A 24,231-nucleotide genomic window follows, 5' to 3' on the forward strand; every position below is an offset into this window, starting at 1 on the left:
CGCTAGAGGATTACTGACGTGGCAGACTTCGATACACCGGAATTGCACGAATACCCGATCATCCCGAAATTGAAAGAAGGGGTGATGGAGCACAGCAAACCCTATGTGGCCAAACCTCAGTTTCAGGAAGCCCTGGGTTTCCCTGGCGAGCTGGTCGACAACTGGGAAGAAAAGGCGCTGGAAAAACTCGATGATCTGCGCGGTCGATACCGCTCGTTGCAGGTTTATCTGGATTCCTGCGTCAAGTGCGGCGCCTGTACCGACAAGTGCCACTATTATCTGGGCACCACCGATCCCAAGAACATGCCGGTAGCGCGCCAGGACCTGCTGCGCCAGGTCTACCGTCGCTATCGCACTTTTGCCGGGAAATATTTCCCCAGGCTGGTCGGTGCGAAAGACCTGACCAGGGACGTTCTCGACGACTGGTACAGCTACTTTCATCAGTGTTCCCAGTGCCGACGCTGTTCCGTGTTTTGCCCCTACGGTATCGATACTGCCGAAATCTCCATGGCTGCCCGCGAAATCATGGACTCCATTGGCGTTGGACAGAAATACTGTAACGAAATCATCGGCAAGGCCGGCACCATCGGTAACAACCTGGGCCTGCCCGAGCCGGCCCTGGCCGATACCCTGGAAGGTCTTGAGGAAGAAGTCGAGGAAGATACCGGTGTGCCGGTCAAGTTCCCGCTGGATCAAAAAGGCGCGGAAATTCTGCTGGTCACTCCGTCCGCCGACTTCTTCGCCGAACCCCATGTCGATGGCCTGATTGGCTACGCCAAGGTCTTCCACGAAGCCGGGGTCAGCTGGACCCTGAGTTCTTACGCTTCCGAGGCGGCCAACTTCGGCATGTTCATTGGCAGTTACGAAAACATGCGAGATCTGTCCCTGCGGGTTCGCAAAGCCGCCGAGGATCTGGGGGTCAAGCGTATCGTATTCGGTGAATGCGGCCATGCCTGGCGCGTTGCCTACAGCTTCCTGAATACCCTGGCCGGCCCATTCGACTTCCTGGATCCCAATTATCCGGTACCGCAGCATATCTGCGAGTTTACTTATGATCTGATCCAGAAGAACAAGCTCAAATTCGACAAGTCCGAAAACGATCACATGACGCTCACCTTCCACGATTCCTGTAACGTGGCACGTGCCTCGCGTATGGGAGACAAGCCCGGTGGGCAGTTCGATATTCCCCGCGCGATCATTCGGGCAGTCTGTAACAACTATGTCGACATGCCCGCTGACTACATCAAGGAAGCCACGTTCTGCTGTGGCGGCGGTGGCGGTCTGTTAACCGACGATCTCATGGAGTTGCGCGTCAAAGGCGCCCAGCCCCGCATGGAAGCTTACAAACGCGTCGTGGATGAAAACGGCGTAACCAACGTGGCGGCGATCTGCGCGATTTGCAAGAGCCAGTTTACCAAGGTCTTACCCTACTACGGGTTCGGTATGACTGACATTGTCAGCGTCCATCAGCTGGTCAGCGAGGCAATCATTTTAAGTGATGCCCCGGGTGACGAAGAAGATGAAGCAACTGAAACTGAATCAGAAGCTTAAAACTTTTACGATTTGACGGTATTAACCGACATCGCATAGGAGAACAGGCATGGCTACTTCCCAAGACGACATGAACACCAAGCTAACCTTCCGTCTATACAAGGACGGTGAAACTAATGAAGACTGGAGTTCCTGGTCGGACAAGATCTTCAAAGAGGATACTTCACACAAATGCCCGACCTACGTCCATCGGACCCCGCCGTGCCAGGGTAGCTGCCCGTCGGGTGAAGACATCCGTGGCTGGCTGGACATTGTTCGCGGTATCGAAAATCCGCCCGAAGGTATGGACTGGGAAGAATATGCTTTCCGCCGTTCCACCGACGCCAATCCCTTCCCGTCTGTCATGGGTCGCGTATGCCCGGCTCCCTGTGAAGACGGTTGTAACCGTAATGAAGTCGAGGATCGTGTCGGCATCAATGCGGTAGAGCAGTTCATTGGTGACACTGCCCTCTCCAACAAGTACAAGTTTGAACCTGCCAAGGAAGACAACGGCAAGAAAATCGCCGTCGTCGGTGGTGGTCCTGCTGGTCTGGCTGCGGCTTATCAGCTGCGTCGCAAAGGTTATGGTGCCACTGTTTTCGATAACCACGCCACTCTCGGCGGTATGATGAAATACGGTATCCCCGGTTATCGTACGCCGCGTGATGTACTGGACGGTGAAATCAACCGTATCCTCGACATGGGTGTCGAAGTCAAACTCAACACCTGGGTTGGCAAGGACGTCACTGTTGAGCAGCTGGAAAAAGACTATGACGCCATCCTGTGGGCCGTGGGTACCTGGACCGGACGCAAACTGCCGATCCCGGGTGCCGACAAGGCACAGAACGTACTGACCGGCGTCGACTTCCTGGAAGCCTTTAATGACGGTCGTCTGAAGCTGGTTTCCGAGAAAGTGGTAGTTGTCGGCGGTGGTGATACCTCCATCGACGTGGCCTCCGTTGCCCGTCGCCTGGGACATATCTCTGAAGTGAATGAAAAGGATCGTCCGGAGAACATCGTACTGGGTCACACCGCGCACGATGTAGCCTCTTCCGCGACCCGCCAGGGCGCCCGGGTTATGCTGCTGTCCCGTTCACCGGTCAAGGATATGGCCGCGGCCGAGCACGAAGTCAATGACGCCCTGCGTGAAGGTGTTGATATTGTCGATCGCGTGAATCCGGTTGAAGTGATTCTGGATGAAAAAGGCCGGGCCAAGGCTCTGCGCGTCCAGAAACTGGATGACGACGGCAAGACGCCGATCGAAGGTTCCGAATACGATATCGAACTGGACCTGCTGGTTTCCGCCATCGGTCAGGGCGGCAAGCTGGAAGGCTTTGAAGATCTGGGTAATGATCGTGGCTTTATCGACGCGGACCAGCATTACCAGGTACCGGGCAAGCCGGGGCACTTCGTCGCCGGCGATATCGTGCGTCCGCATCTGCTGACCACCGCCATTGGTCAGGCTTCCATCGCCGTGGAAAGTATCGACCACTATCTTAAAGCAGAAAACCTGGGCAAACGCCCCAAGGTCGACAAGCATCACTTCAACCTGCTCAGCAAGCTGCGTGAAACCGGACTGGAACCCAAAGATTATACTCATGAATCTGAATGGGGCACCGCCGCCGCGGAATGGGCCGTACACAACTATGAAGACCGTTCGGCGCATGAAATTATCCCCGCGGATGAACTGTTCCTCGGCCACTTCAGCTACACGCCGCGCCTCAAACGTCCGGAAGACGTACCCTCCGCTGACGATGTACTGGGACACTTCCAGGAGCGCATGAAAGGCTTGTCTACTGAACAGGCCCGTGAGGAAGCTGATCGCTGCATGAGCTGTGGCATGTGCTTCGAGTGTGATAACTGTGTTATCTACTGCCCGCAGGACGCGGTATATCGTGTGCCGAAGAACCAGCACACCATGGGCCGTTATGTCGCCACCGATTACGCACGTTGTATCGGTTGCCACATCTGCGCCGATGTTTGCCCGACCGGCTACATCGATATGGCAATGGGTGAATAATAACGAATAGAGGTAGTAACGGTGTCACTAGGACAGTTGATACAAACAACAATAATGGCAGGGCTTCTCGCCCTGCCCTTTACTGTGCAGGCGGGGGATGCTCCAACCCCTGAAATTCCCAAAGCCAAAGAAAAGGCAACGGAAGAATATGGTTGTGTTGCGCCTACCGACTATATGCGTAAAAACCATATGGATGATCTCATGCATCAGCGCGACGATACCATGCGCGAAGGCATCCGCACGCGGAAGTTCAGCCTGGCGGAATGTATCAACTGTCATGTGACTCCTGATGAAGATGGCCAGTTTGCCAGTTTTGGTGAGGACGAGCATTTTTGCAGCAGTTGCCACAATTATGCCTCGGTCAGTGTTGATTGCTTCAGCTGTCATCGTGACACGCCTGAAGATACTGATTACCAGCATACTTTCAACACCGGCAACAATCCCCATCACGGCAAAATTGCCCTGAAAGGAAAAAAACTCTCCGTCGAGACCTTGCAGGTATTGACTGAAGGAGATCAACAATAATGACCAACAAGACTTATAACGCAGACCTGTCGCGCCGGCATTTCTTTACTAAAGCCGCCGCCGCGGCGGGAATGGCGATTGCACCGGGTGTTTTCCTGCGCCAGGTTCACGCCCGCCCGGCGGAACAGGCTGCCACCAGTGAAAAGCGCTGGGGTATCCTGATCGATACCGAAAAATGCGCCAAAGGTTGTGACAGCTGCGTCACCGCCTGCATGAATGAAAACGGCTGGGGCGAGATCAACAACAGCGAGGAAAAATCCAACCCTCACCAGAAAGCCCAGTGGATTCGCAAGGTCACCATCAAGGACAAACAGACCGGTCATGTCCAGTCTCTGCCCCTGATGTGCCAGCATTGTGAGAATCCACCCTGTGTCGATGTCTGCCCGACCGGCGCCTCTATGAAACGGGCCGACGGCATCGTGCTGGTCGACAAGCATACCTGTATCGGTTGCCGCTATTGCATGATGGCCTGTCCCTACAAGGCGCGTTCTTTTATCCACGAGGACCTGGAGGATCAGAAAGTCGTGGCGCCTCGTGGTAAAGGTACCGTTGAGTCCTGCACTATGTGCGTACACCGGGTCGACGAAGATGGCACGCCTGCCTGTGTCGAGGCCTGTAATGCCGACAATCACAACGCCATGTATTTTGGTGATCTTAAAGATCCGAACAGTGCGATTTCCCGTCAGCTGAAAGAATACGGTGGCGAGCAATTACGCGCTGATCTGGGCCTGAACACCGGCGTTCGCTATCAGGGTCTATAACAAATATACCAACCAGGTTGTCAGTCGAAATGAAAAATGTACAGTTCATGGAAATTGAAGGCCGAAGCTTCGGCTATCTTGCCCTCCTCGGCATCCTCGGCGCCATCATTCTGGTCGCATTGGGTGCCTGGTACGTCATGGAACATCACGGACATTATGTCACCGGTATGAATAACGCCGTCGTCTGGGGGACGCCGCATATCTTCGCGATCTTTTTGATCGTCGCGGCCTCCGGGGCACTCAACGTCGCGTCTATCTCATCCGTATTTAACAAGACGGCTTACAAGCCACTGGCCCGACTCTCCGGACTGCTGGCTATCGCCCTGCTCGCCGGCGGCCTGATGATTCTGGTACTTGATCTGGGTCGTCCCGATCGGCTGATCGTGGCCATGACCTATTACAATTTCAAATCGATCTTTGCCTGGAACATCATTCTCTATAACGGTTTCTTTGCGATTGTCGCCGTTTACCTGTGGATGATGATGCAGCAGAGCATGAACAAATACAGTAAACCGGTGGGTATCGCCGCCTTCCTCTGGCGACTGTTACTCACCACCGGTACCGGCTCCATCTTCGGTTTCCTGGTCGCACGCCAGGGCTATGATGCGGCAATTATGGCGCCCCTGTTTATTGCCATGTCCTTTTCTTTCGGTCTGGCGATTTTCCTGCTGGTCCTGATGACCTCCTACAAATGGACCGGTCGGCCACTGGGCGAGGCTATCTTTCGCCGTCTGAAAAACCTGCTGGGCGTATTTGTCGCCGGCGTGCTCTATTTTGTCCTGGCCTACCATCTGACGAACCTGTATGCGACCGAACACCACGGGATTGAAGCCTTCATTCTGCGCGATGGCGGCATTTACACCCAGCTGTTCTGGATTGGCCAGATTGTGATCGGCTCCCTGCTGCCGTTGTTTCTGTTCTATCATCCGAGCACGGGCAAGAACCGGACTCTGGTGGGACTGGGCGCCCTGCTGGTCATCATCGGTGGTCTGATTCAGTTGTACGTGCTGATTATCGGTGGCCAGGCTTATCCGCTGGAAATCTTCCCCGGCAAGGAAGTCATTGAGAGCAGTTTCTTTGATGGTCAGGTGGCACACTATGCCCCCAGCATCTGGGAAGTTCTGCTGGGACTGGGCGGTGTGGCCGTATCCCTGATCATGGTCGCCCTGGCGGTCAAGATCCTGCGATTTATGCCCACCAGCCTGGCCGATGAGGATGTCGATCCGCACCACTCAGCCTGATTGTTCGCCGCCGTCCTGTGTAACAGGACGGCGGCAGGGACTAGTTCCTGGCGACTAGTTATTAGATACTGTTTTTTCACTCGCATTCATTTCGGGACAACATGCGCGTGATATGCTAATTCCTTTGAAAGGTCCCGCCCTATCATGAACCGCCTGCTCATTTCCGCCGCACACAAATCCTCGGGGAAAACGACTCTGTCGATCGGGTTATGCGCGGCGTTCCGGCAACAGGGTTCGATTGTGCAGCCGTTCAAAAAGGGACCGGATTATATCGATCCCATGTGGCTGGGCCAGGCAGCGGGACGTCCCTGTCACAATCTTGATTTCTATACCATGCCGCACGCCGAGATCCTGCGTACGCTGCGCCAGCAGGCTTCTGGCGTCGATCTGGCGCTGATCGAAGGTAACAAGGGGTTGTACGACGGTCTGGATATCGAAGGCAGCAACAGCAACGCGGCGCTGGCCCGGCTCACGTCGACCCCGGTCATTCTGGTAATCGATGTGCAGGGCATGACCCGGGGCATCGCCCCGCTGATTCTGGGTTATCAGGCCTTCGATCCCGAAGTTTTTATTGGCGGGGTCATCTTCAATCAGATCCGGGGCGATCGTCACGAAGCCAAGCTGCGCGCCGTGGTCGAACATTACACCGACGTCCCGGTCGTGGGTGCGGTGCATCACGAGGCCCGTCTGGCAATCACCGAGCGCCATCTGGGACTGATCCCCAGCAACGAGAACCGGGAAGCCGTCGATAAGATCGATGCCATCGGTCAGCGGATTGCCAATCAGGTGGATCTTGAGCGCCTGCAGGGCATTGCCTGCCAGGCCCCGCCCCTGGAAAGTGATGACATGCCGGGCCCGAGCGCGGCTCCAGCGCGGGATGTGCGTATTGGTATTGCCCGCGACGAAGCCTTCGGCTTTTATTATCCGGGCGACATTGAGGCCCTGCAGGCCGCCGGCGCCGAGCTGGTCCCTTTTGACACCCTGCACGACCGACAGCTACCGCCGATCGATGGCTTGTTTATCGGCGGAGGGTTTCCTGAATCCCGGCTGGATGAACTCACAGCCAATGCTCCCCTGCGACAGGCCATTTACGAGGCCATTGAAGACGGTCTGCCGACCTATGCCGAATGTGGCGGTCTCATGTACCTGTGCCGACAGATCACCTGGCAGGACGAAACCCGGCCCATGGTGGGTGTGATCGAGGCCGATGCTGTGATGTACCCCCGCCCTCAGGGACGGGGCTATGTTCGCCTGCGTGAAACGCCGGACAGCCCCTGGCCGGCGGACGGTCGCCCCGCCGGTGATGCATTTCCGGCGCATGAGTTCCACTATTCGGCACTGGAAAATCTGACCGGACCCCGGCGCTTCGCCTACGACGTATTGCGCGGCACCGGTATCGACGGGCGTCACGACGGGCTGGTCTACAAGAACCTGCTGGCCTGCTATGCCCACTTGCGGGATACGGATTATCACCACTGGGCACGCCGGTTCGTTGCCCTGATCCGGCGCCACAAGACGAACGGAATTGCGCTATAATTGACTAATTGAGTAGGATATTAAATCCTGCTCGTCCCGATTGATATCAGTCACAAACGACCAGTGAGAAACAAAGGAGTCCTTAATGATTACGGTGACGCCCAAAGCTGCGGAGCAAATTAAACAGTCGGCCAAGCAGAACCAGATGGAAGGCATGCCCCTGCGCATAGCCGCCAAACGCGATGAAAACGGCTCGATCCAGTACGCCATGGGATTCGCCGACCAGCAGGATGACAATGACGTGAGCTACAGCTCAGAAGGCATTTCCCTGATGGTTCCGCCTGCCAGCGTGGAGTTGTTAAAAGGGGCTACACTGGACTTTGTCGAGCTGGAACCGGGTCAGCTCAATTTCATTTTTCTCAACCCCAATGATCCGGATTACACCCCGCCCAAAGACGAAGGAGAAGGTGCACATTACTTTTAAATCAGTCGCTTATGTGATCTTTTGGCGATATGTTCGCTGTATTAACGTGGTCCTGACCGTGAGGTCTGCCGTATACTATGACCATGCATAGCCCTTCACAAAACGCCAACCCGGCCGAATCGACACCCCGTGTCGACAGCGAAACGGCTGAGGTGCCCGAATTGCCGCCACGCGAAGGCATCTGGCGCAGCCGGCTGTGTGGCGCCATTTTTGGCATTGGCGCCATTCTGATTGTACTGGGAATTGCCAGTACCTGGCTGCTGTATACCTATCACGCCGGCTCCACCCTGGTCGGTATCATTCTGGCGCTGTTATTCGGCGGTCTGGGACTGATTGGTGTTCTCATTATTCTGGTGCAACGGACCCTCCTGCGCCCGCTCACCCGGCTGCGCCACTGGGCAGGACAATTACGCCAGGGAAACCTGTCTGCCCGTCTCCCTGAAGAAGCGCCCAAGGAGTTCAAGAGCCTGTTTGCCGACTTCAATTCCCTGGCCGATGAACTGGAAGTGCTGTCGCTGGACATGCAGAGCCAGGTCCGCAAACAGACCAAACACATCGAACGCAAGACGCATTCACTGGAAATCATTTATGACGTCGCGGCCAGTATCAATATCTCGCGTGATCTCGACGATCTGCTGACCCGGTTTCTGCATACTTTAAAAGATGTGGTGAAAGCACAGGCCGCCGTGGTTCGTCTGGTGGATAACAACAACCAGATGCGACTGGTCTCCAGTATCGGTCTCGATGATGATCTCATCAAACGCGAGCAGTTAATTCCCTCTGAACAGTGTCTGTGTGGCAGTTCTTTCAAGGAAGGCAAGGTACTCTTTCAGACCGACCTGCGTAAATGCGACAAGATCATCGGACGTAAATTTTTCGACAGTAACGATATCGGCATGATCGTCGTACCATTGCAGTACCGGGGCAAGACACTCGGTGTTTATAACCTGTTCGTCAGTCAGGAAGATTTTGCCGAACCCGAAGACATCGAGGAACTGCTCACCAGCATCGGACGACACCTGGGCATGGCGATTGACAAAGCCCACTCCGAGGACGAGGCCCAGCGCCTTTCCATTATGGAAGAACGTACGCGACTCGCCCATGAGCTACATGACTCGCTGGCCCAGACGCTGGCCAGCCTGCGCTTCCAGGTTCGGGTTCTGGACGAGACGATTCGACAGGGTGAAGAACCCTCAGTCTGGTATGAACTGGAAAAAATCGAGAACAACCTCGACGAGGCCTATGCCGAATTACGCGAACTCATCACTCATTTCCGGGCGCCGATCGACAAACGTGGACTGGTCCCGGCCGTCGGGCATCTGGTCGATCGCTTCCGTAACCAGAGCGAGATTTCCATCTACTTGCAAAAGGAATGGAACGTCCTGTACCTGCCGGCCAGCATCGAAGTGCAGGCCCTGCGTATCATCCAGGAAGCCTTGAATAATATCCGCAAACACAGCCAGGCCCATACCGTCCGTGTTATCATGCGTAGCGATGTCAACGGCGATTGTAATATCCTGATTGAAGATGACGGCGTGGGCATGAACATTCAGCCCGCCTCCGATCGGACTTCTGGCGATCACCTGGGCTTGAGTATCATGGATGAGCGAGCCAAACGGATTGGCGGGACATTCCGTATTGAAAGCGAACCAAGTGAAGGCACACGGGTACTGCTGCACTTCCGTTATCCCGAAGTCCAGACTGTGGAAGTACCGGTACAACAACAGGGTTAAGTATGGGGCTGCGTGTACTGTTAATTGATGATCACACCCTGTTCCGGGTCGGACTGGAAGGCTTGCTGGCGAGCCGTGGCATTGAAATCATCGCTTCGGTAGGGACCGGTCAGGACTGTCTGCGACTGGTCAAGGATCTGGAACCCGACGTTGTCCTGCTGGACATGCGTATGCCGGGAATCGACGGTCTCAGCGTATTGAAACTGTTGCGGCAAAATAATGAAAGCCTGCCCATCGTCATGCTAACCACCAGCAGTGACGAAGGTGATTTGCTCGAGTCCCTGCGTGAAGGTGCGCAGGGCTATCTGCTCAAGGACATGGAGCCGGACGATCTGGTCCTCGCCCTGCGGGATATCGTGAATAACGGGAAAACCGTGGTCGCCCCCGATCTGGCGCCAATCCTCGCCAAGGCCGTTCAGGGTACCCACAACGAGGAAGAGACCACCAACGTCAGCCCGTTTGATGAACTGACACCACGCGAAACTGAAATCCTCGGTCTGCTGGCCGAAGGCCAGAGCAACAAGGCCATCGCCCGCAATCTCGGTATCTCCGATGGCACGGTCAAACTGCACGTCAAGGCGATCCTGCGCAAACTGGATGTTCACTCACGGGTCGAGGCCGCCGTAATGGCGGTCGAATATGGACTCTCCCGCGCAAGCCCGGAATAACCATCACGTTAAAACTCGCAATCCGGATTTTATTTGAAGCCGATAAATTAACCACCGATGACGCCGAATACATCGAAAACAACACAAATCAAAGATATGGCATGGGCCAGAAGTTACTTAGTGTACCCGGTGATCCCGTTGTCCTGTCGATAATCAACTCCCTTTAATTCATTGGGCAAGGCAGTAACGATGAAAAAATTTACCGAGCTGGTCGCCGAAAGCGCCAAACACGTCAACGAACTGTTCCCCTGGGATCTGGAAGAACAGCTTCAGGAAAACCCTGATACGCTGATCGTCGATGTACGGGAACCCTATGAATACGAAGCCATGCACATCCCGGGCTCGATCAACGTACCGCGCGGCATTCTCGAAACAGCCTGCGAATACGATTACGAAGACACCGTTCCCGAACTGGTCGAGGCCCGAGACCGGGATGTCGTGGTTGTCTGCCGCTCCGGCAACCGCAGCATCTTCGCCGCCGAAGTGATGCAACAGCTTGGCTACAAAAGCGTGACCTCGTTAAAAACCGGCCTGCGCGGCTGGAGCGACTACGAACAGCCCTTCTACGACACCAGGGGAAACGAAGTGGACGAAGACACCGTCATCGACTTCTTCACCCCGCAACTCCGCCCGGAACAGCTGAGCAAGAAATAATTGTGAATGTTGAATTTTAAATTTTGAGTCTGTATTTAATTCAACATTAAAAATTGTCTTTCTCCTAGTCCTCGTAGCGCTTGCGATCCTTGCGGCGGCCGTTGGGGCCGGCCTGCTGGACAACGATGCCCTGGATGGCATTGAAGTCGATCTTTCTTTTTTCGTGCATGTAGGCTTCATTCAGTGGCTGGAGGTAGTACTCATCATTTTCGATGGCCAGCTGGCGAAAGACGTAACCATTTTCGATCAGGGCGATAACATAGCTGCCGTGGCGCGCCACACCGGTCGGATCGACCACGATAATACAGCGGCGCTTGAATTCCGGCTCCATACTGTCATCCACCACCTGCAGGGCAAATGGCTCGGCGCCGCCGCAGCTCGATTCTGCAGCAGATTCAATGGCATGTTTCAGATCCTGCATAGCATTACCTCCTGTTATTTCTGCCCTGATTATAGCGCGTTACGCTCCCCCGACACAGTCGCATAAAAACCCTTTCACAAAGCGGTTTTCAGGCGTCCGACAGCGGCTAAGAAAGAATCGCCTGTTGTTCCTCTTTTTGCTGCAGGCGCCACATCTGGCGGTAAAGCCCGTCGCGAGCCAGCAGCGTCGCGTGGGTGCCCCGCTCCAGTATCTGCCCGGCTTCCATGACCAGAATCTCGTCGGCATCAACAATCGTCGACAGCCGGTGAGCCACGACCAGCGTGGTATGTTGTTCGGCGACCGCATGCAGGGCCTTGAGAATCGCCTGCTCCGACTGACTGTCCAGCGACGAGGTCGCCTCGTCAAATACCAGAATAGCCGGATTTTTGAGAATCACCCGGGCAATGGCCACCCGTTGTTTTTCGCCGCCGGAAAGCTTCAGCCCCCGCTCGCCCACCACAGTGTCATAGCCCTGAGGCAGATTGACGATAAACTCGTGGATGTGAGCCATACGCGCCGCCTGTTCAACCTCCGCCTGACTGGCGCCGGGTTGCGCGTACTGGATATTGTAGAAAATGCTTTCGTTAAACAGCACCGTGTCCTGGGGCACAATACCAATCGCATCGCGCAGGCTTTGCTGGGTAACCTCGCGAATATCCTGATCATCAATCACAATCCGTCCGGCGCTGACGTCATAAAACCGGAATAGCAGACGGGCCAGTGTCGATTTACCTGCCCCGGAATGGCCAACCACTGCCACCTTCTGGCCGGGCCGTATGCTAAAGCTCACCTCGCGGAGTATGGGGCGGTCCGAACTGTACGCAAAGGCAACATTCTCAAAACGGACCTCGCCGTGCCTGACCTGCAGGGGCACGGCATCCGGTGCATCGCGTATCTCTTGCTCGCGGTTGAGCAATTTGATTACCAGATCCATATCTGCGAGGGTGTACTTGAGCATGCGGTAAATGATCCCAAGAAAACTCAACGGCATGAACATCTGCAGCATCAGGGTATTGACCAGCACCAGATCACCCAGACTCATCTCACCATTAACAACACCATGACCGGCATAGATCATGATAAAGGTCAGACCAACAGCAATGATCGCTCCCTGGCCAAAGTTGAGCAGTGACATGGAGGTCTGGCTTTTAACGGCCGCTTTTTCCCATTCATCCAGGGTGTCATGATAACGATGTAGCTCGAACTGCTCATTATTGAAATACTTGACGGTTTCATAATTGAGCAGGCTATCCACTGCCTGCCCATTTGCCTGTGAATCCAGCGCGTTCATACGATGGCGATAATGCATACGCCACTCACTGACCAGCATCGTATAGACGATATAGACCGCGACAGTCAAAAACGTCACGATCGTGAAACGCGGTTCATACTGACTGAGCAAAATCACCGCGACCAGCAGAAATTCGGCGATCGTCGGCAGAATATTGAAGACCATGTAGTTCATGATCGAGCTGACACTCTGGGCGCCGCGCTCCAGATCCCGGGTAATATTGCCGGTACGCCGATCCAGATGAAAGCGCAGCGACAGCCGGTGCAGATGCTGCAAGACCTGGTGGGAGAGCTTGCGCATGGCGCCATAGCGTACGCGGGCGAAAATCGCATCGCGCATCTCATTGAAAAACGAGCTCCCCAGGCGCAGGGCACCATAGCCCAGAAACAGTACAATCGGCAGAACCAGTGCCTGGCCTTGCTCCACATCCAGAGTATCCACGATTTCCTTGAGCAGGAGCGGAATTCCGACCGTCGCCAGTTTGGCCAGCACCAGACTGACGAGCGCGATCAGCACCCGTCCGCGATAATCCCACAGATAGGGCAGCATATGGCGCAGGTTGCGCAGATCCTGGCGGTTTTTGTGCGGGGCGTCGGTGTAGCGGGGAATACTCATAAAAGCGTTGCTGCCAACCTGAAAAATGAAATATTATCATACCTTTAGGCCATCTTTGTGAGAGAAGGACGGGATTTCCGCCAGTCTGTATGACAATACCCTGTAAGTTGTCCGGCCTCTGGCCTTGTAGTTTCCTGATCCCGGCACCAGCGCCAAGCGACAGCCAGGATATCTCTGCGCGTGCCGGGGTTCGGGCGCTATTTACCAGAGGACACGCCTGCCGGGTTCTCGTCAGGGTGTTTTATTTATATCTTCGCCGAGACGGGACACAACACACTGCGGTCAAGGGACTCGTGGATGACAGAGCCGCGTTCAACGGGGTACCCGGGTCGAATACCCTCCTGCTACAGCGAACTTCCGTCTCAAAACTGCGTCTCGCCGGACTCTGTCACTTCCAATGAAATTTTTCATCATGCAAGGGCAGCGTTTGTTGGCTGGAAAGTTCAGGATCACAAACAAGGCCAGAAGAGCGACACTGCTTCTCGTCACATTGCTGATACCCCAGAGCATTCTTGCACAAGAGAAATACGACACATTGTATGTCATGAGCAGCCGTGCGAAGCCCTACCTGACTTTCAAAGAAACTGTTGAAGAACATCAAAACACATCGGCTTCATCGCGCAATACTCAACGTTTTGTCGCAATGGACGACTTGCATACAGAAAAACTCAGGGAGTTGATTAACAACAGCCAGACCGTTGTGACACTGGGTCAAAAGAGCTTGCGCAATGTGGCCGACTTGAGGATTGACAGGCCCCACCTCGCGACGCTAATCACTCTAGAAGATTATCGGGACGTTCTTTCGGAGAAAAATATATCACAGGGTATGCATTGCGTCCTTGTAATCGATCAGCCCTTGCACCGAATCACCCGGGTCATTCGTGAAAGAATTCCCGATGCGCGGATTGCCGGGATCATTGCAGAGCCGAAAGACGCGAACAACTCCAAATCGTCTATTGCCATGCAGTATGAATACGATCCGATAATAGCTCGCGTACCGCCTCGGGAGAATATTCACTCCACAATACGCACCATGTCAGAAAACGGGATTGATGTAATCATCGCACTGCACAACAAAGAGATATACAACCGGAGCACTGCACGTAACATCCTTATATCCAGCTACCATTTCAACCTCCCACTCATCGGTTATTCCAGGGCATTTGTCAGGGCTGGCGCACTTATGGGGATTTATTCAACGCCGGAATCAATGGCGGATGAAACACTGGGTATTATAAATCAAACAGAACGCTGTGTTGATGGGAGTATTCTCTATCCTTCAAGGTATACCGTCGAGGTGAATCCGCAAGTTGCAAAATCTCTCAGGATCAACATTGAATATCAAAACCTGAAACAGACATATCAGGACAGGCCCCGCAAATGAGAAGCATCAAACATAAAATACTTGCCATAGCGATCATCCCCATGCTGGCGATCGCTTTCATGCTGACAGCGTCGCATATAGGCAATCGCACAGAAGATGCCGAAGAAAGACTGGTCAACAAAGCCAGGACAACAACCCGGATACTCGCAAGCTCAATTGAATACGGTATTGTTTCGGGCAACCAGGAGCACACCCGGTCATTATTAAATAACTTTGTCAAAGATCATGAAATACTCAGGGCAAGGGTATATGACGCAAACAACAACCTTCTTCACGAGATAAGCAGCAACACAAGCAGCACAAAAAACAACCCCCCGACAATACAAATCGAGAATAAAATTCTTCAGTCAACAGAGAATATAAATGACTACACTGGAATAGAGGCTGGTCCGAGACGAAAAATAGGCACCTTGACTGTCGATATTTCAACTCTGGATCTGGAAAAGGAAAAAAAGAACATTATTCTGGAGGGGGTAATTATTACTCTCCTGCTTCTCACAATAACCTTTTTTGTTACGCTCGTTTATTTGAAACGTATCACCAACCCTTTTATAAAAATGCTAACCGATATAGACACCATACGTGATGGCAATATCGGTCATCAGCTGGAGACATCATCGATCACAGAGCTCGATGCGCTGGCTCGCCACATAAATAATATGTCCACATCGCTGAAACAGGCAAGAGATGAGCTGATTGAAAAGAGTGATAACGAGCTTTACGTCGAACGCAACAAGGCACATGTCACGCTTGAATCAATTGGCGAGGGGGTTATTACAACTGACGTTCAGGGCAATATCAGTTATATGAACCCGGCCGCTGAAATACTTACCGCAAATCGATTTCGTAATGTCTACGGCAAAAGCCTGCACAAAATCCTTAAAGTACGCAAGCCAGAATCAGATTCCATCGACACCTACCCTTTCGAAAAGGTAGTCTCCGACAAAGAGAATCTTCACCACTACCCTCACCTGACATTGGTAAAGCCAGATAAAAGCGAAATAGTCATCAAGGACACCGCCAGCCCGATACTCGATCGTTCTGGAGACGTAATAGGTATGGCCTTGATATTCCACGACTTCTCCAGCATCAAACACATGTCCGACAAGTTAACCTATCAGGCGACGCATGATGATTTGACCGATCTCTACAACCGCCGTGAATTTGAAACCCAGCTGCACGATGCCCTTGATGACGCCAGGGAACGGGATACCGAGCACTCTCTCTGCTACCTTGATCTGGATCAGTTTAAAATTATCAATGATACCTGCGGACATCTGGCCGGCGATATTCTACTGAAACAGATAAGCCAGCAAATCAAAAACCGGATCCGCAGGCACGATCTTCTGGCCAGACTGGGGGGAGATGAATTCGGCATCATATTCTATGACACGGATATCAAAGAGGCTGAAGAACTCGCCAACGAAGTCAAAAACAGCGTCGCTGACTTCCGCTACATCTGGCATGACACCGCATTTGATATCGGGGTAAGCATTGGCCTTGTTCCCATCAACGCCGCAGTCAACAGTCACCCCGAACTTCTCATGCGCGCTGATTCTGCCTGCTATATCGCCAAGGATAATGGCAGAAATTGCATTCATACCTACGCCCCCAGCGATCGGGACTTCATTCGCCGTTGCGATGAACTGCAATGGTACAACCGGATCACGGAGGCCCTGGATACAGATCGGTTCGAGTTATTCTGCCAGACAATCCAGCCTGTCTCGGAAAATTGTACACAACAGAAGCATTATGAAATTCTTCTGCGCATGATTGAAAGGGATGAACGGGTTATGCCCGAGCAGTTTATCCCGGCGGCAGAACGTTATCTGTTAATGCCAAGAATCGATCGCTGGGTCATTGAGGCATTTCTTTCACTATTCGAAAAACAGGCCATTCGTAACTTCGGCGACAACATATACAACATAAACCTGTCCGGACAGTCGCTATGTAACAGCGAATTTATTGATTATCTTATACAGCGGCTGCAAAGCAACTATATCAACCCTTCTTCCCTGACATTCGAAATCACGGAAACCGCCGCCATATCAAACCTTGAAAAGGCATTGCACTTTATCAACATCATGAAAGAGATGGGCTGTAAATTTGCCCTCGACGATTTTGGCACCGGCGTCAGCTCGTTTCAGTACCTGCACGACCTGCCCGTTGACTATCTGAAAATCGACGGAAAGTTCGTACGCAATATCCACAACAACCAGATCAATTACTCGATTATTGACGCCATCATCAAGATCGGCCATGAACAGGGACTGGAGATCATTGCCGAATACGTGGAAGACGAGCAAATCAGGCAAAAACTGGCCCACTGCGATATTGACTATATCCAGGGCTACGCCGTCGACAAACCGTTTCCATTACAGGAAATCATAAACCCCGGGTCGTAACTCTAATCGGAATGGTGCTCAATTCTCGTTGTGTCATGCCGGTGTAAGCCGGTATCCGGTCCCGAAAGGGTGTGCGAGCTGGATTCCGGCTCAAGGCCGGAATGACGAAAATAAGTTCCAAGAACTCAGTACTCAGCACTCAGCACTCGGCACTCGGCACTCGGCACTCAGCACTCAGCACTCAGCACTCAGCACTCGGCACTCAGCACTCAGCACTCAGCACTATTTTTATCTTCATGCCCGGTCGGATCGAACCATTTGAGTTTGTCGTGTAACGCCACTACCTCGCCGACGATGATCAGTGTGGGGGGGTTGATATCGTGGTTCTGGACCAGATCCGGCAGGGTCGCCAGTGTTCCCATGTGAACCTTCTGTTCCTGGCTGGTGCCTTTTTCCACCAGGGCCGCCGGTGTCCTGTCCTCCAGTCCGTGCTTGACCAGGTTCTCGCAAATGGAACGTACGCCATGCAGCCCCATGTAAAACACCAGTGTTTGTCCCGGGTGCGCCAGCGAGGACCAGTTGAGGTTGATCGTGCCGTCCTTGAGATGGCCGGTAACAAAGGTACAGGATTGCACATAATCACGATGAGTCAGGGGAATCCCGGCATAGGCCGCGCACCCGGCCGCCGCGGTAATCCCCGGCACGACCTGGAAGGTGACACCCTCTTTCATCAGGGTTTCGATCTCCTCGCCACCGCGGCCAAAGATGAAGGGATCGCCGCCCTTGAGCCGCAGCACTTTTTTCCCTTCTTTGGCCAGACGCGCCAGCAGGGTGTTGATATCTTCCTGCTGAATCGTGTGCTTGTTACGCTCCTTGCCGGCATAGATGAACTCGGCATCGCGGCGCACCATATCCATAATGCCCTGCGAGACCAGTCGGTCATACACCACCACATCGGCCTGCTGCATCAGACGCAGGGCCTTGAAGGTCAACAGATCCGGATCCCCCGGACCGGCGCCCACCAGGTACACTTCACCTTGCAGTGACGGCGGCTGGCCACTGGCCACGGCCGCTTCCAGCAGGGCCCGGGCTTCATTCTCTTTGCCGGCCAGCAGTCGATCCGCAACCGGCCCTTCCAGAATCGTCTCCCAGAAACGACGAATCTCGGTAATCGAACTGAAGCGTTGCTTGACCTTCTCCCGGTAACTCTCCAGCAAGGCCGCCAGCTGGCCGTAGGCAGCCGGTATCACCGTTTCCAGGCGCGAACGTAGCAAACGCGCCAGAACCGGAGAGGCCCCGCCGGTGGAAATCGCTATCTGGACCGGCGAGCGGTCGATGATTGAGGGCATGGTAAAGCTACATAATTCCGGGGCATCAACCACATTCACCGGGATATTTTTGGCTTTGGCGAGTTCCGACACATGCCGGTTGACAGCCTCATTGTCGGTCGCGGCTATCACCACCATCGGCTGCTCAATGTCTGTCGGCGCAAAGGCGCGCGCCAGATACTCGATTTCCCCGCTGTGCTGTTTTTCTTTCAGTTCGTGACACAATTCGGGCGACACCACCGTCACGCGGGCGCCGGCTCGCAGCAGCAAAAACACTTTGCGTGCGGCAATACCGCCGCCGCCCACCACCAGGCAGGGCTGGTCCCTGACATCCAGAAAAATCGGCAAGAATTTCATATTGGCAAGTCACTCACATTGCGATTGGCGCGCGCAGATCCGAATCAACCCCGGACAGAACAGGACGCCCGGCGCGAAAAACCGCGTAATAAACCGTTGAATTATCTGGGTATTTTACTATATATTAAAACAGAATGTATAACGCTTTCTGCCCACCAACCTGAGGTATCCCGTGGATAACCCCGACAACAACATCGTCTGGCACCCGGCCACAGTTGATCGCGAACAGCGCGAGAGCCTCCACCATCACAAAAGCGTGGTACTGTGGTTTACCGGCCTCTCCGCCTCGGGTAAATCGACCCTGGCCCATGCCGTGGAACAGGAACTTTACCGCCGGGGTTGCCACAGCTTCGTTCTGGACGGAGATAATGTGCGCCATGGCCTGTGCAGCGATCTGAGCTTCTCACTGGAAGATCGCCACGAGAATATCCGCCGCGTCGCCAACGTCGCCAAACTGTTTATCGAAGCCGGCGTCATCGTCCTGACCGCCTTCATCTCTCCCCTGCGAGAAGATCGCGAAATCGCCCGCAGCCTGATGCCCCATGGCGATTTTCTGGAAATCTTCTGCGATGCGCCGGTGGAAGTGTGCGAAAAACGGGATCCCAAGGGACTCTATCAAAAGGCCCGCGAAGGCAAAATCCCTGAATTCACCGGCATCAGCTCCCCCTACGAAGCCCCCCTCAAACCCGAACTGCACCTCGATACCGCCGAACAATCCCTGCAAGAATCCGTCCAGACCGTCGTCCAGCTGCTGGCCGAACGAGGGGTTATAAAAAAGTGCTGAGTGCTGAGTGCTTAGTTCTGAGTTCTCAGCAAGTAGCGTAGGTCACGTTGGCGATAGCCTACGTGACACTCTTCAACCGCAGCAGATATCGCTCTGGCTGATTCACCAATCGAATGGCGCATAGACCGTAGGAGGCGACTTTGTCGGCGACCTGCCTGGATTCGAGAAGTCGCGGCTACAAGCCCCTCCTACTTTGGGGCGAGGGCTAGTACGGCTAGAACCTGTTAACCAGGACCTGGTAGCTGAGAAGATGGTCGGGACGGCAGGGTGAGCTGAAACCGAACCACCGGTTCTCAGTGGTAGGAGGCGACTTCGTCGGCGACTGTGCCTGGATTCGAGAAGTCGCGGCTGCAAGCCCCTCCTACAAAGAAAACGGACGGAGGAATTTTTTTGGCGGAGAGGGATGAATGCGATGATCGCACTCTGTCGTGATAAGGGACCAGGTCCTGGTTAGCAGGACCTGGTCCCTGAGAAGTTGGTCGGGACGGCAGGGTGAGCTGAAACCGAACCACCGGTTCGCAGTTCAGCGAACGCCCGGAGGGCCGGAAATCCGGCCGTCCTCATACTTCCACGGCCAACGGCCGTGCAAAAATTAAGATTGGTCGGGACGGCAGGATTTGAACCTGCGACCCTCTGCACCCCATGCAGATGCGCTACCAGGCTGCGCTACGCCCCGACGGATTTGGAACGGCGGGAATCATACACCACATCAATCTCAGGGCCAAGGGACGAGTTACGAGGGACGAGGAAAAACATCTTCCCGAAAGTAAGTAGGGTGCGTTCTACGCACCATTTCCCTGCGAAAATAGCTTCGGCACAATGGGTTCGTACCATATGGGTAGAAAGGTCGGTCGCGCGGCGTCCTCCGGACGCAGCGACGAGTAACGAGGGAAAACACCCTGTCTCGTGAACTTCTGGAATCGCCTTCGGTACGATGGATTCGTGTGGGTGGAAAGGTCGGTCGCGGCGCAGCCGCGCCTACGAACCAAAGAGCAGGATGCTCCAGGTTTTCCTCGTCACTCGTCCCTCGTAACTCGGCCCTCTTATCTAGAAAGAATCGAGGCGATTTCCTCGAGTTCCATGCGCATCTGGCGCAGGGTTTCCTTATCGGTCTTGCTGCCTTTTTTGGGCTGGTTGTTGCTGTCGGTCAGTTGCAGGCGCGCGCCGCCGATGGTGTAGCCCTGTTCATAGAGCAGGCTACGAATCTCGCGGATCATGATCACGTCCTGGCGCTGGTAGTAACGGCGGTTACCGCGGCGCTTGACCGGTTTGAGTTGCGGGAATTCCTGCTCCCAGTAGCGCAACACGTGCGGCTTGACGGCGCACAGCTCGCTCACCTCACCGATGGTGAAGTACCGCTTGCCGGGAATCGGGGGTAATTCGTTATTATTGGTGGGTTCCAGCATATGCTTCGACTTTGGCCTTCAGTTTTTGTCCGGGACGAAATGTCACAACTCGCCGTGCGGTTATGGGGATCTCTTCGCCGGTTTTGGGATTGCGGCCGGGACGCTGCTTTTTATCGCGCAAGTCGAAATTGCCGAAACCGGAGAGCTTGACCTGCTGGCCGTTCTCGAGCGCATTACGAATCTCCTCGAAAAACATCTCCACAATTTCCTTCGCTTCGCGCTTGTTCAGCCCCAGCTCCTCGAACAATCGCTCGGCCATCACCGCTTTTGTCAGCGCCATAGTTGTTATTCTCTAAGTGTAGCCCCAAGTTCGCGATCCAGCACCTTCAGGATAGTACTGATCTCGCTCTCGACATCTTCATCCTTAAGAGTGCGTGAAAGATCCTGCAAGGTCAAGCCCAGGGCCAGACTTTTTCTTCCAGAATCAATACCTTCGCCCACATAGACATCAAACAACTCGATGTTTTTGAGCCAGCCGGAGCCGCCTTTTTCAATGCAATCCTTGACTTTCTGTGCGCTAATGTTCTCATCCAGAACGATGGCAATATCCCGACGAATTGACGGGTATTTCGACAGCGGCGCAAATGCCGGCAGCCGCCGCTCGGCCAGACTGGCCTGCTCGATCTCGAACAGATAAACCGACCGGGAAAGTCCCAGTTGCTGCTGCAGCGCGGGATGCAGGGCTCCGAGGCGCCCCACGACCCGGTCGTTGTGGCGGATCATAGCCGCCTGGCCGGGATGCAAAGCCGGATGGCTGTCATCGGGTTCAAACCGGAACTGCTCGCTCTGGCCGGTTCGGGCCAGCAACTGTTCTACATGTCCCTTGCAGTCGAAAAAATCGGCCTGACGGGCGGGGCTGCTCCACCGGGGCGGCAGCAAACTGCCTGATAGCAAACCCGCAAGGACCGGTTCCTGTTTTAATTCAGCGTCTTGCAAAACAAACTTCAGACCCTGCTCGAATAATAATACGCGATCCTGCTGACGATTCAAGTTATATAACGCCGTTTGCAGCAATCCCGGCCACAGGGAGGTCCGCATCGCCGCCATGTCCGCCGAAATCGGGTTGGCCAGCATTAGCGCCGGGCCGTGCGGATCCAGCTGCTGCTGGAGCTTCGGATCCACAAAACTGTAGGTCACCGCCTCCTGGTAGCCCAGAGCCACCAGCAGGCGTTTGTAATCGGCCGGCTTGAGCCGGGTTTCCGGCCGGGCGCCCATCGCCAGGGTAATCCGTGGCCGGCTGGCTGGCAGATTGTCATAGCCGTAAATCCGCCCCAGCTCCTCGATCAGATCCACCTCCAGGTTGATATCAAACCGAAACGACGGTGGCGTCACCTCCCAGACAAGCTCTTCCTCACCCCTGGCCGAAGGGCCATCCTCGTCCCTCGTCACTCGTCCCTCGTCACTATCGGCCGGATGGACCACCATCCCGAGACGCCCCAGAATATCGACCACCGCGTCCCCGGCAATGTCCGCCCCGAGAATCCGGCCGATTCGGACCTTGCGCAGCTTCACCGGCGCTCTGACCGGCAATTGATCGGTCTGCTGGACATGCACCACCGGTCCTGCCTTGCCGCCACAAATCGCCTGCAGCAGCGCCGTGGCGCGCTCCAGCGCCGGCACCTGCAGCTGCGGATCCACGCCCCGCTCGAAGCGGTGCGAGGAGTCGGTATGCAGGCCATAGCCGCGCGCCTTGCCGGCGATCGCCTGCGGGGCAAACCAGGCGCTTTCCAGGAAAATATCGACCGTCCCCTCGCCCACGGCGGAGTCAGCGCCGCCCATGATGCCGGCCAGCGCTACCGGCGCCTTCTCATCGGCGATCACCAGCGTTTCGCTGTCCAGTTCGATCGTCTGCTCATCCAGCAGGATCAGGGACTCGCCGGCGTGGGCATAGCGAACGTGGATGCCGCCCTGTAATTTGCCCAGATCGAAGGCGTGCATTGGCTGACCCAGCTCCAGCAGTACATAGTTAGTTACATCCACCACCGGCCCCAGGCTGCGCAGGCCGCTGCGCCGCAGCCGCTCGGCCAGCCACAGCGGCGTCCTGGCCCCGGGGTCGATTCCCTGCAATACCCGCCCGGCATATTGCGGACAGGCCGCCGGGGCATCCAGGCTCACGCTCAGGCGGTCGTCGATCGCTGCGGCACAGGCCTTGATATCAGGACCGGCCACGGACAATTGATTCAGCACACCCACTTCCCGGGCAATCCCGGCCAGGCTCAGGCAATCGCCCCGGTTGGGCGTCAGCCCCAGCTCGATACTGACATCATCCAGTAGCAGATAAGCGCGAATCGACTCCCCCACCGGGGCGTCCTCCGGCAGTTCCATCAGGCCTTCAGCACTGTCCGCCAGGCCCAGCTCCTTCTCGGAGCAGAGCATGCCGTGCGACGGCACACCGCGCAGTTTGGATTTTTTAATTTTCAGATCGCCCGGCAGCTTCGCCCCGACCAGCGCGGTCGGCGCCCTCAAGCCTTCGCGTACATTGGCCGCCCCGCAGACGATCTGCAGCGGCTCGTCAGCGCCGACATTCACCGTCGCCACGCGCAGCTTGTCCGCATCGGGGTGCGGTTCCAGCCCGATCACCTCGCCGACCACCACCTTGTCGAAGGCCCCGGCCACCGGCTCGATCGCATCCACCTCCAGCCCGGCCATCGTCAGCTGATGCGCCAGCGCGTCGGTGTCGATATCGGGATTAACCCACTCTCTTAGCCATTTTTCACTGAACTTCATTTTTCAAATCTCTTTTTAACGCAGAGGCGCAAAGGCGCAGAGAACGCAAAGGAACAATTTATTTTTTGTTGATTTCACAAGCCATCGAAATGGCTATATAAACGTGGGAGGCGATTCCATCGGCGACGGCCCGGCCACTTTTCCCGGGTCGCGGCTGCAAGCCCCTCCTACAAATCCAGGTGCCAGGTGCTAGCAACCAGGACCTAGAACCTGTTTTGTGGGAGGCGATTCCATCGGCGACGGCCCGGCCACTTTTCCCGGGTCGCGGCTACAAGCCCCTCCTACAAATCCAGGTGCCAGGTGCTAGCAACCAGGACCTAGAACCTGTTTTGTGGGAGGCGATTCCATCGGCGACGGCCCGGCCACTTCTCCCGGGTCGCGGCTGCAAGCCCCTCCTACAAATCCAGGTGCCAGGTGCTAGCAACCAGGACCTAGAACCTGTTTTGTGGGAGGCGATTCCATCGGCGACGGCCCGGCCACT

19 protein-coding genes and 1 tRNA gene are annotated in these 24,231 nt (G+C 55.0%); 13 read left to right on the forward strand and 7 right to left on the reverse strand.

What is annotated here, in order from left to right; genetic code table 11:
* The first annotated feature begins 18 nt into the window (after nt 1-18).
* From dsrK to R6U90_RS00740, 10 genes are all read left to right on the forward strand, one after another.
* Entirely contained in the window at nt 19-1,551 is a 1,533-nt protein-coding gene (gene dsrK, locus R6U90_RS00695) for a sulfate reduction electron transfer complex DsrMKJOP subunit DsrK (RefSeq protein WP_410350734.1), read from the forward strand.
* A gap of 49 nt (nt 1,552-1,600) precedes the next feature.
* Nucleotides 1,601-3,550 carry an NAD(P)-binding protein gene (locus R6U90_RS00700; protein WP_410350735.1) on the forward strand — a complete coding sequence of 650 codons (1,950 nt, stop codon included), beginning with the start codon at nt 1,601-1,603 and terminating at the stop codon, nt 3,548-3,550.
* 21 nt (nt 3,551-3,571) lie between these two features.
* A complete protein-coding gene (locus tag R6U90_RS00705) occupies nt 3,572-4,075 on the forward strand; it encodes a hypothetical protein (RefSeq protein WP_410350736.1) in 504 nt (167 codons plus the stop codon).
* Nucleotides 4,075-4,836, forward strand: coding sequence for a sulfate reduction electron transfer complex DsrMKJOP subunit DsrO (gene dsrO / locus R6U90_RS00710; protein WP_410350737.1), 762 nt, complete (start codon nt 4,075-4,077; stop codon nt 4,834-4,836). Before R6U90_RS00705 ends, dsrO begins: the two co-directional genes overlap by 1 nt.
* A 29-nt stretch (nt 4,837-4,865) precedes the next feature.
* Nucleotides 4,866-6,077, forward strand: a complete 1,212-nt coding sequence (nrfD, locus tag R6U90_RS00715; RefSeq protein ID WP_410350738.1) for an NrfD/PsrC family molybdoenzyme membrane anchor subunit — start codon at nt 4,866-4,868, stop codon at nt 6,075-6,077.
* Between the two features lie 144 nt (nt 6,078-6,221).
* Nucleotides 6,222-7,613 (forward strand): cobyrinate a,c-diamide synthase, encoded by a 1,392-nt coding sequence (locus R6U90_RS00720; RefSeq protein ID WP_410350739.1) that lies wholly within the window; start codon nt 6,222-6,224, stop codon nt 7,611-7,613.
* A gap of 85 nt (nt 7,614-7,698) precedes the next feature.
* Nucleotides 7,699-8,037, forward strand: coding sequence for a HesB/IscA family protein (locus R6U90_RS00725; protein ID WP_410350740.1), 339 nt, complete (start codon nt 7,699-7,701; stop codon nt 8,035-8,037).
* A 77-nt stretch (nt 8,038-8,114) separates the two neighbouring features.
* Entirely contained in the window at nt 8,115-9,770 is a 1,656-nt protein-coding gene (locus tag R6U90_RS00730) for a histidine kinase (RefSeq protein ID WP_410350741.1), read from the forward strand.
* Nucleotides 9,771-9,772: 2 nt separating this feature from the next.
* Nucleotides 9,773-10,438 carry a response regulator gene (locus R6U90_RS00735; RefSeq protein WP_410350742.1) on the forward strand — a complete coding sequence of 222 codons (666 nt, stop codon included), beginning with the start codon at nt 9,773-9,775 and terminating at the stop codon, nt 10,436-10,438.
* A gap of 189 nt (nt 10,439-10,627) precedes the next feature.
* A complete protein-coding gene (locus R6U90_RS00740; protein WP_410350743.1) occupies nt 10,628-11,092 on the forward strand; it encodes a rhodanese-like domain-containing protein in 465 nt (154 codons plus the stop codon).
* Between the two features lie 64 nt (nt 11,093-11,156).
* Here R6U90_RS00740 and R6U90_RS00745 read toward each other — a convergent pair whose 3' ends face one another.
* Together R6U90_RS00745 and R6U90_RS00750 are read right to left on the reverse strand one after the other, a co-directional pair.
* Nucleotides 11,157-11,513 (reverse strand): S24 family peptidase, encoded by a 357-nt coding sequence (locus R6U90_RS00745; RefSeq protein ID WP_410350744.1) that lies wholly within the window; start codon nt 11,511-11,513, stop codon nt 11,157-11,159.
* 106 nt (nt 11,514-11,619) lie between these two features.
* Nucleotides 11,620-13,419, reverse strand: a complete 1,800-nt coding sequence (locus R6U90_RS00750; RefSeq protein WP_410350745.1) for an ABCB family ABC transporter ATP-binding protein/permease — start codon at nt 13,417-13,419, stop codon at nt 11,620-11,622.
* Between the two features lie 397 nt (nt 13,420-13,816).
* Here R6U90_RS00750 and R6U90_RS00755 point away from each other — a divergent pair, with 397 nt between their 5' ends.
* On the forward strand, nt 13,817-14,803 hold the full coding sequence (locus tag R6U90_RS00755; RefSeq protein ID WP_410350746.1) for a hypothetical protein: 987 nt from the start codon (nt 13,817-13,819) through the stop codon (nt 14,801-14,803).
* Entirely contained in the window at nt 14,800-17,208 is a 2,409-nt protein-coding gene (locus tag R6U90_RS00760) for an EAL domain-containing protein (protein ID WP_410350747.1), read from the forward strand. Before R6U90_RS00755 ends, R6U90_RS00760 begins: the two co-directional genes overlap by 4 nt.
* 209 nt (nt 17,209-17,417) lie before the next feature.
* Here R6U90_RS00760 and cysG read toward each other — a convergent pair whose 3' ends face one another.
* The gene (gene cysG, locus R6U90_RS00765; RefSeq protein WP_410350748.1) at nt 17,418-18,833 is read right to left on the reverse strand and encodes a siroheme synthase CysG; all 1,416 of its coding nucleotides are present in this window, start codon (nt 18,831-18,833) and stop codon (nt 17,418-17,420) included.
* A gap of 172 nt (nt 18,834-19,005) precedes the next feature.
* On the opposite strand from cysG, the gene cysC reads away from it, so the two are divergent.
* Complete coding sequence (gene cysC, locus R6U90_RS00770) at nt 19,006-19,617, forward strand: adenylyl-sulfate kinase (protein ID WP_410350749.1); 612 nt, start codon at nt 19,006-19,008, stop codon at nt 19,615-19,617.
* A gap of 599 nt (nt 19,618-20,216) precedes the next feature.
* Here the strand turns inward: cysC and R6U90_RS00775 are convergent.
* From R6U90_RS00775 to pheT, 4 genes are all read right to left on the reverse strand, one after another.
* Nucleotides 20,217-20,293, reverse strand: a tRNA-Pro gene (locus R6U90_RS00775).
* 367 nt (nt 20,294-20,660) lie between these two features.
* Nucleotides 20,661-21,023 carry a MerR family transcriptional regulator gene (locus R6U90_RS00780; RefSeq protein WP_410350750.1) on the reverse strand — a complete coding sequence of 121 codons (363 nt, stop codon included), beginning with the start codon at nt 21,021-21,023 and terminating at the stop codon, nt 20,661-20,663.
* Nucleotides 21,004-21,303: an integration host factor subunit alpha gene (gene ihfA, locus R6U90_RS00785; protein WP_410350751.1), complete on the reverse strand. Its 300-nt coding sequence runs from the start codon at nt 21,301-21,303 to the stop codon at nt 21,004-21,006. Before ihfA ends, R6U90_RS00780 begins: the two co-directional genes overlap by 20 nt.
* A 5-nt stretch (nt 21,304-21,308) precedes the next feature.
* Nucleotides 21,309-23,750, reverse strand: a complete 2,442-nt coding sequence (gene pheT, locus R6U90_RS00790) for a phenylalanine--tRNA ligase subunit beta (protein WP_410350752.1) — start codon at nt 23,748-23,750, stop codon at nt 21,309-21,311.
* Nucleotides 23,751-24,231 lie beyond the last annotated feature (481 nt).

Source organism: Thiohalophilus sp. (assembly GCF_046483665.1).
GTDB lineage: Bacteria > Pseudomonadota > Gammaproteobacteria > UBA6429 > Thiohalophilaceae > Thiohalophilus.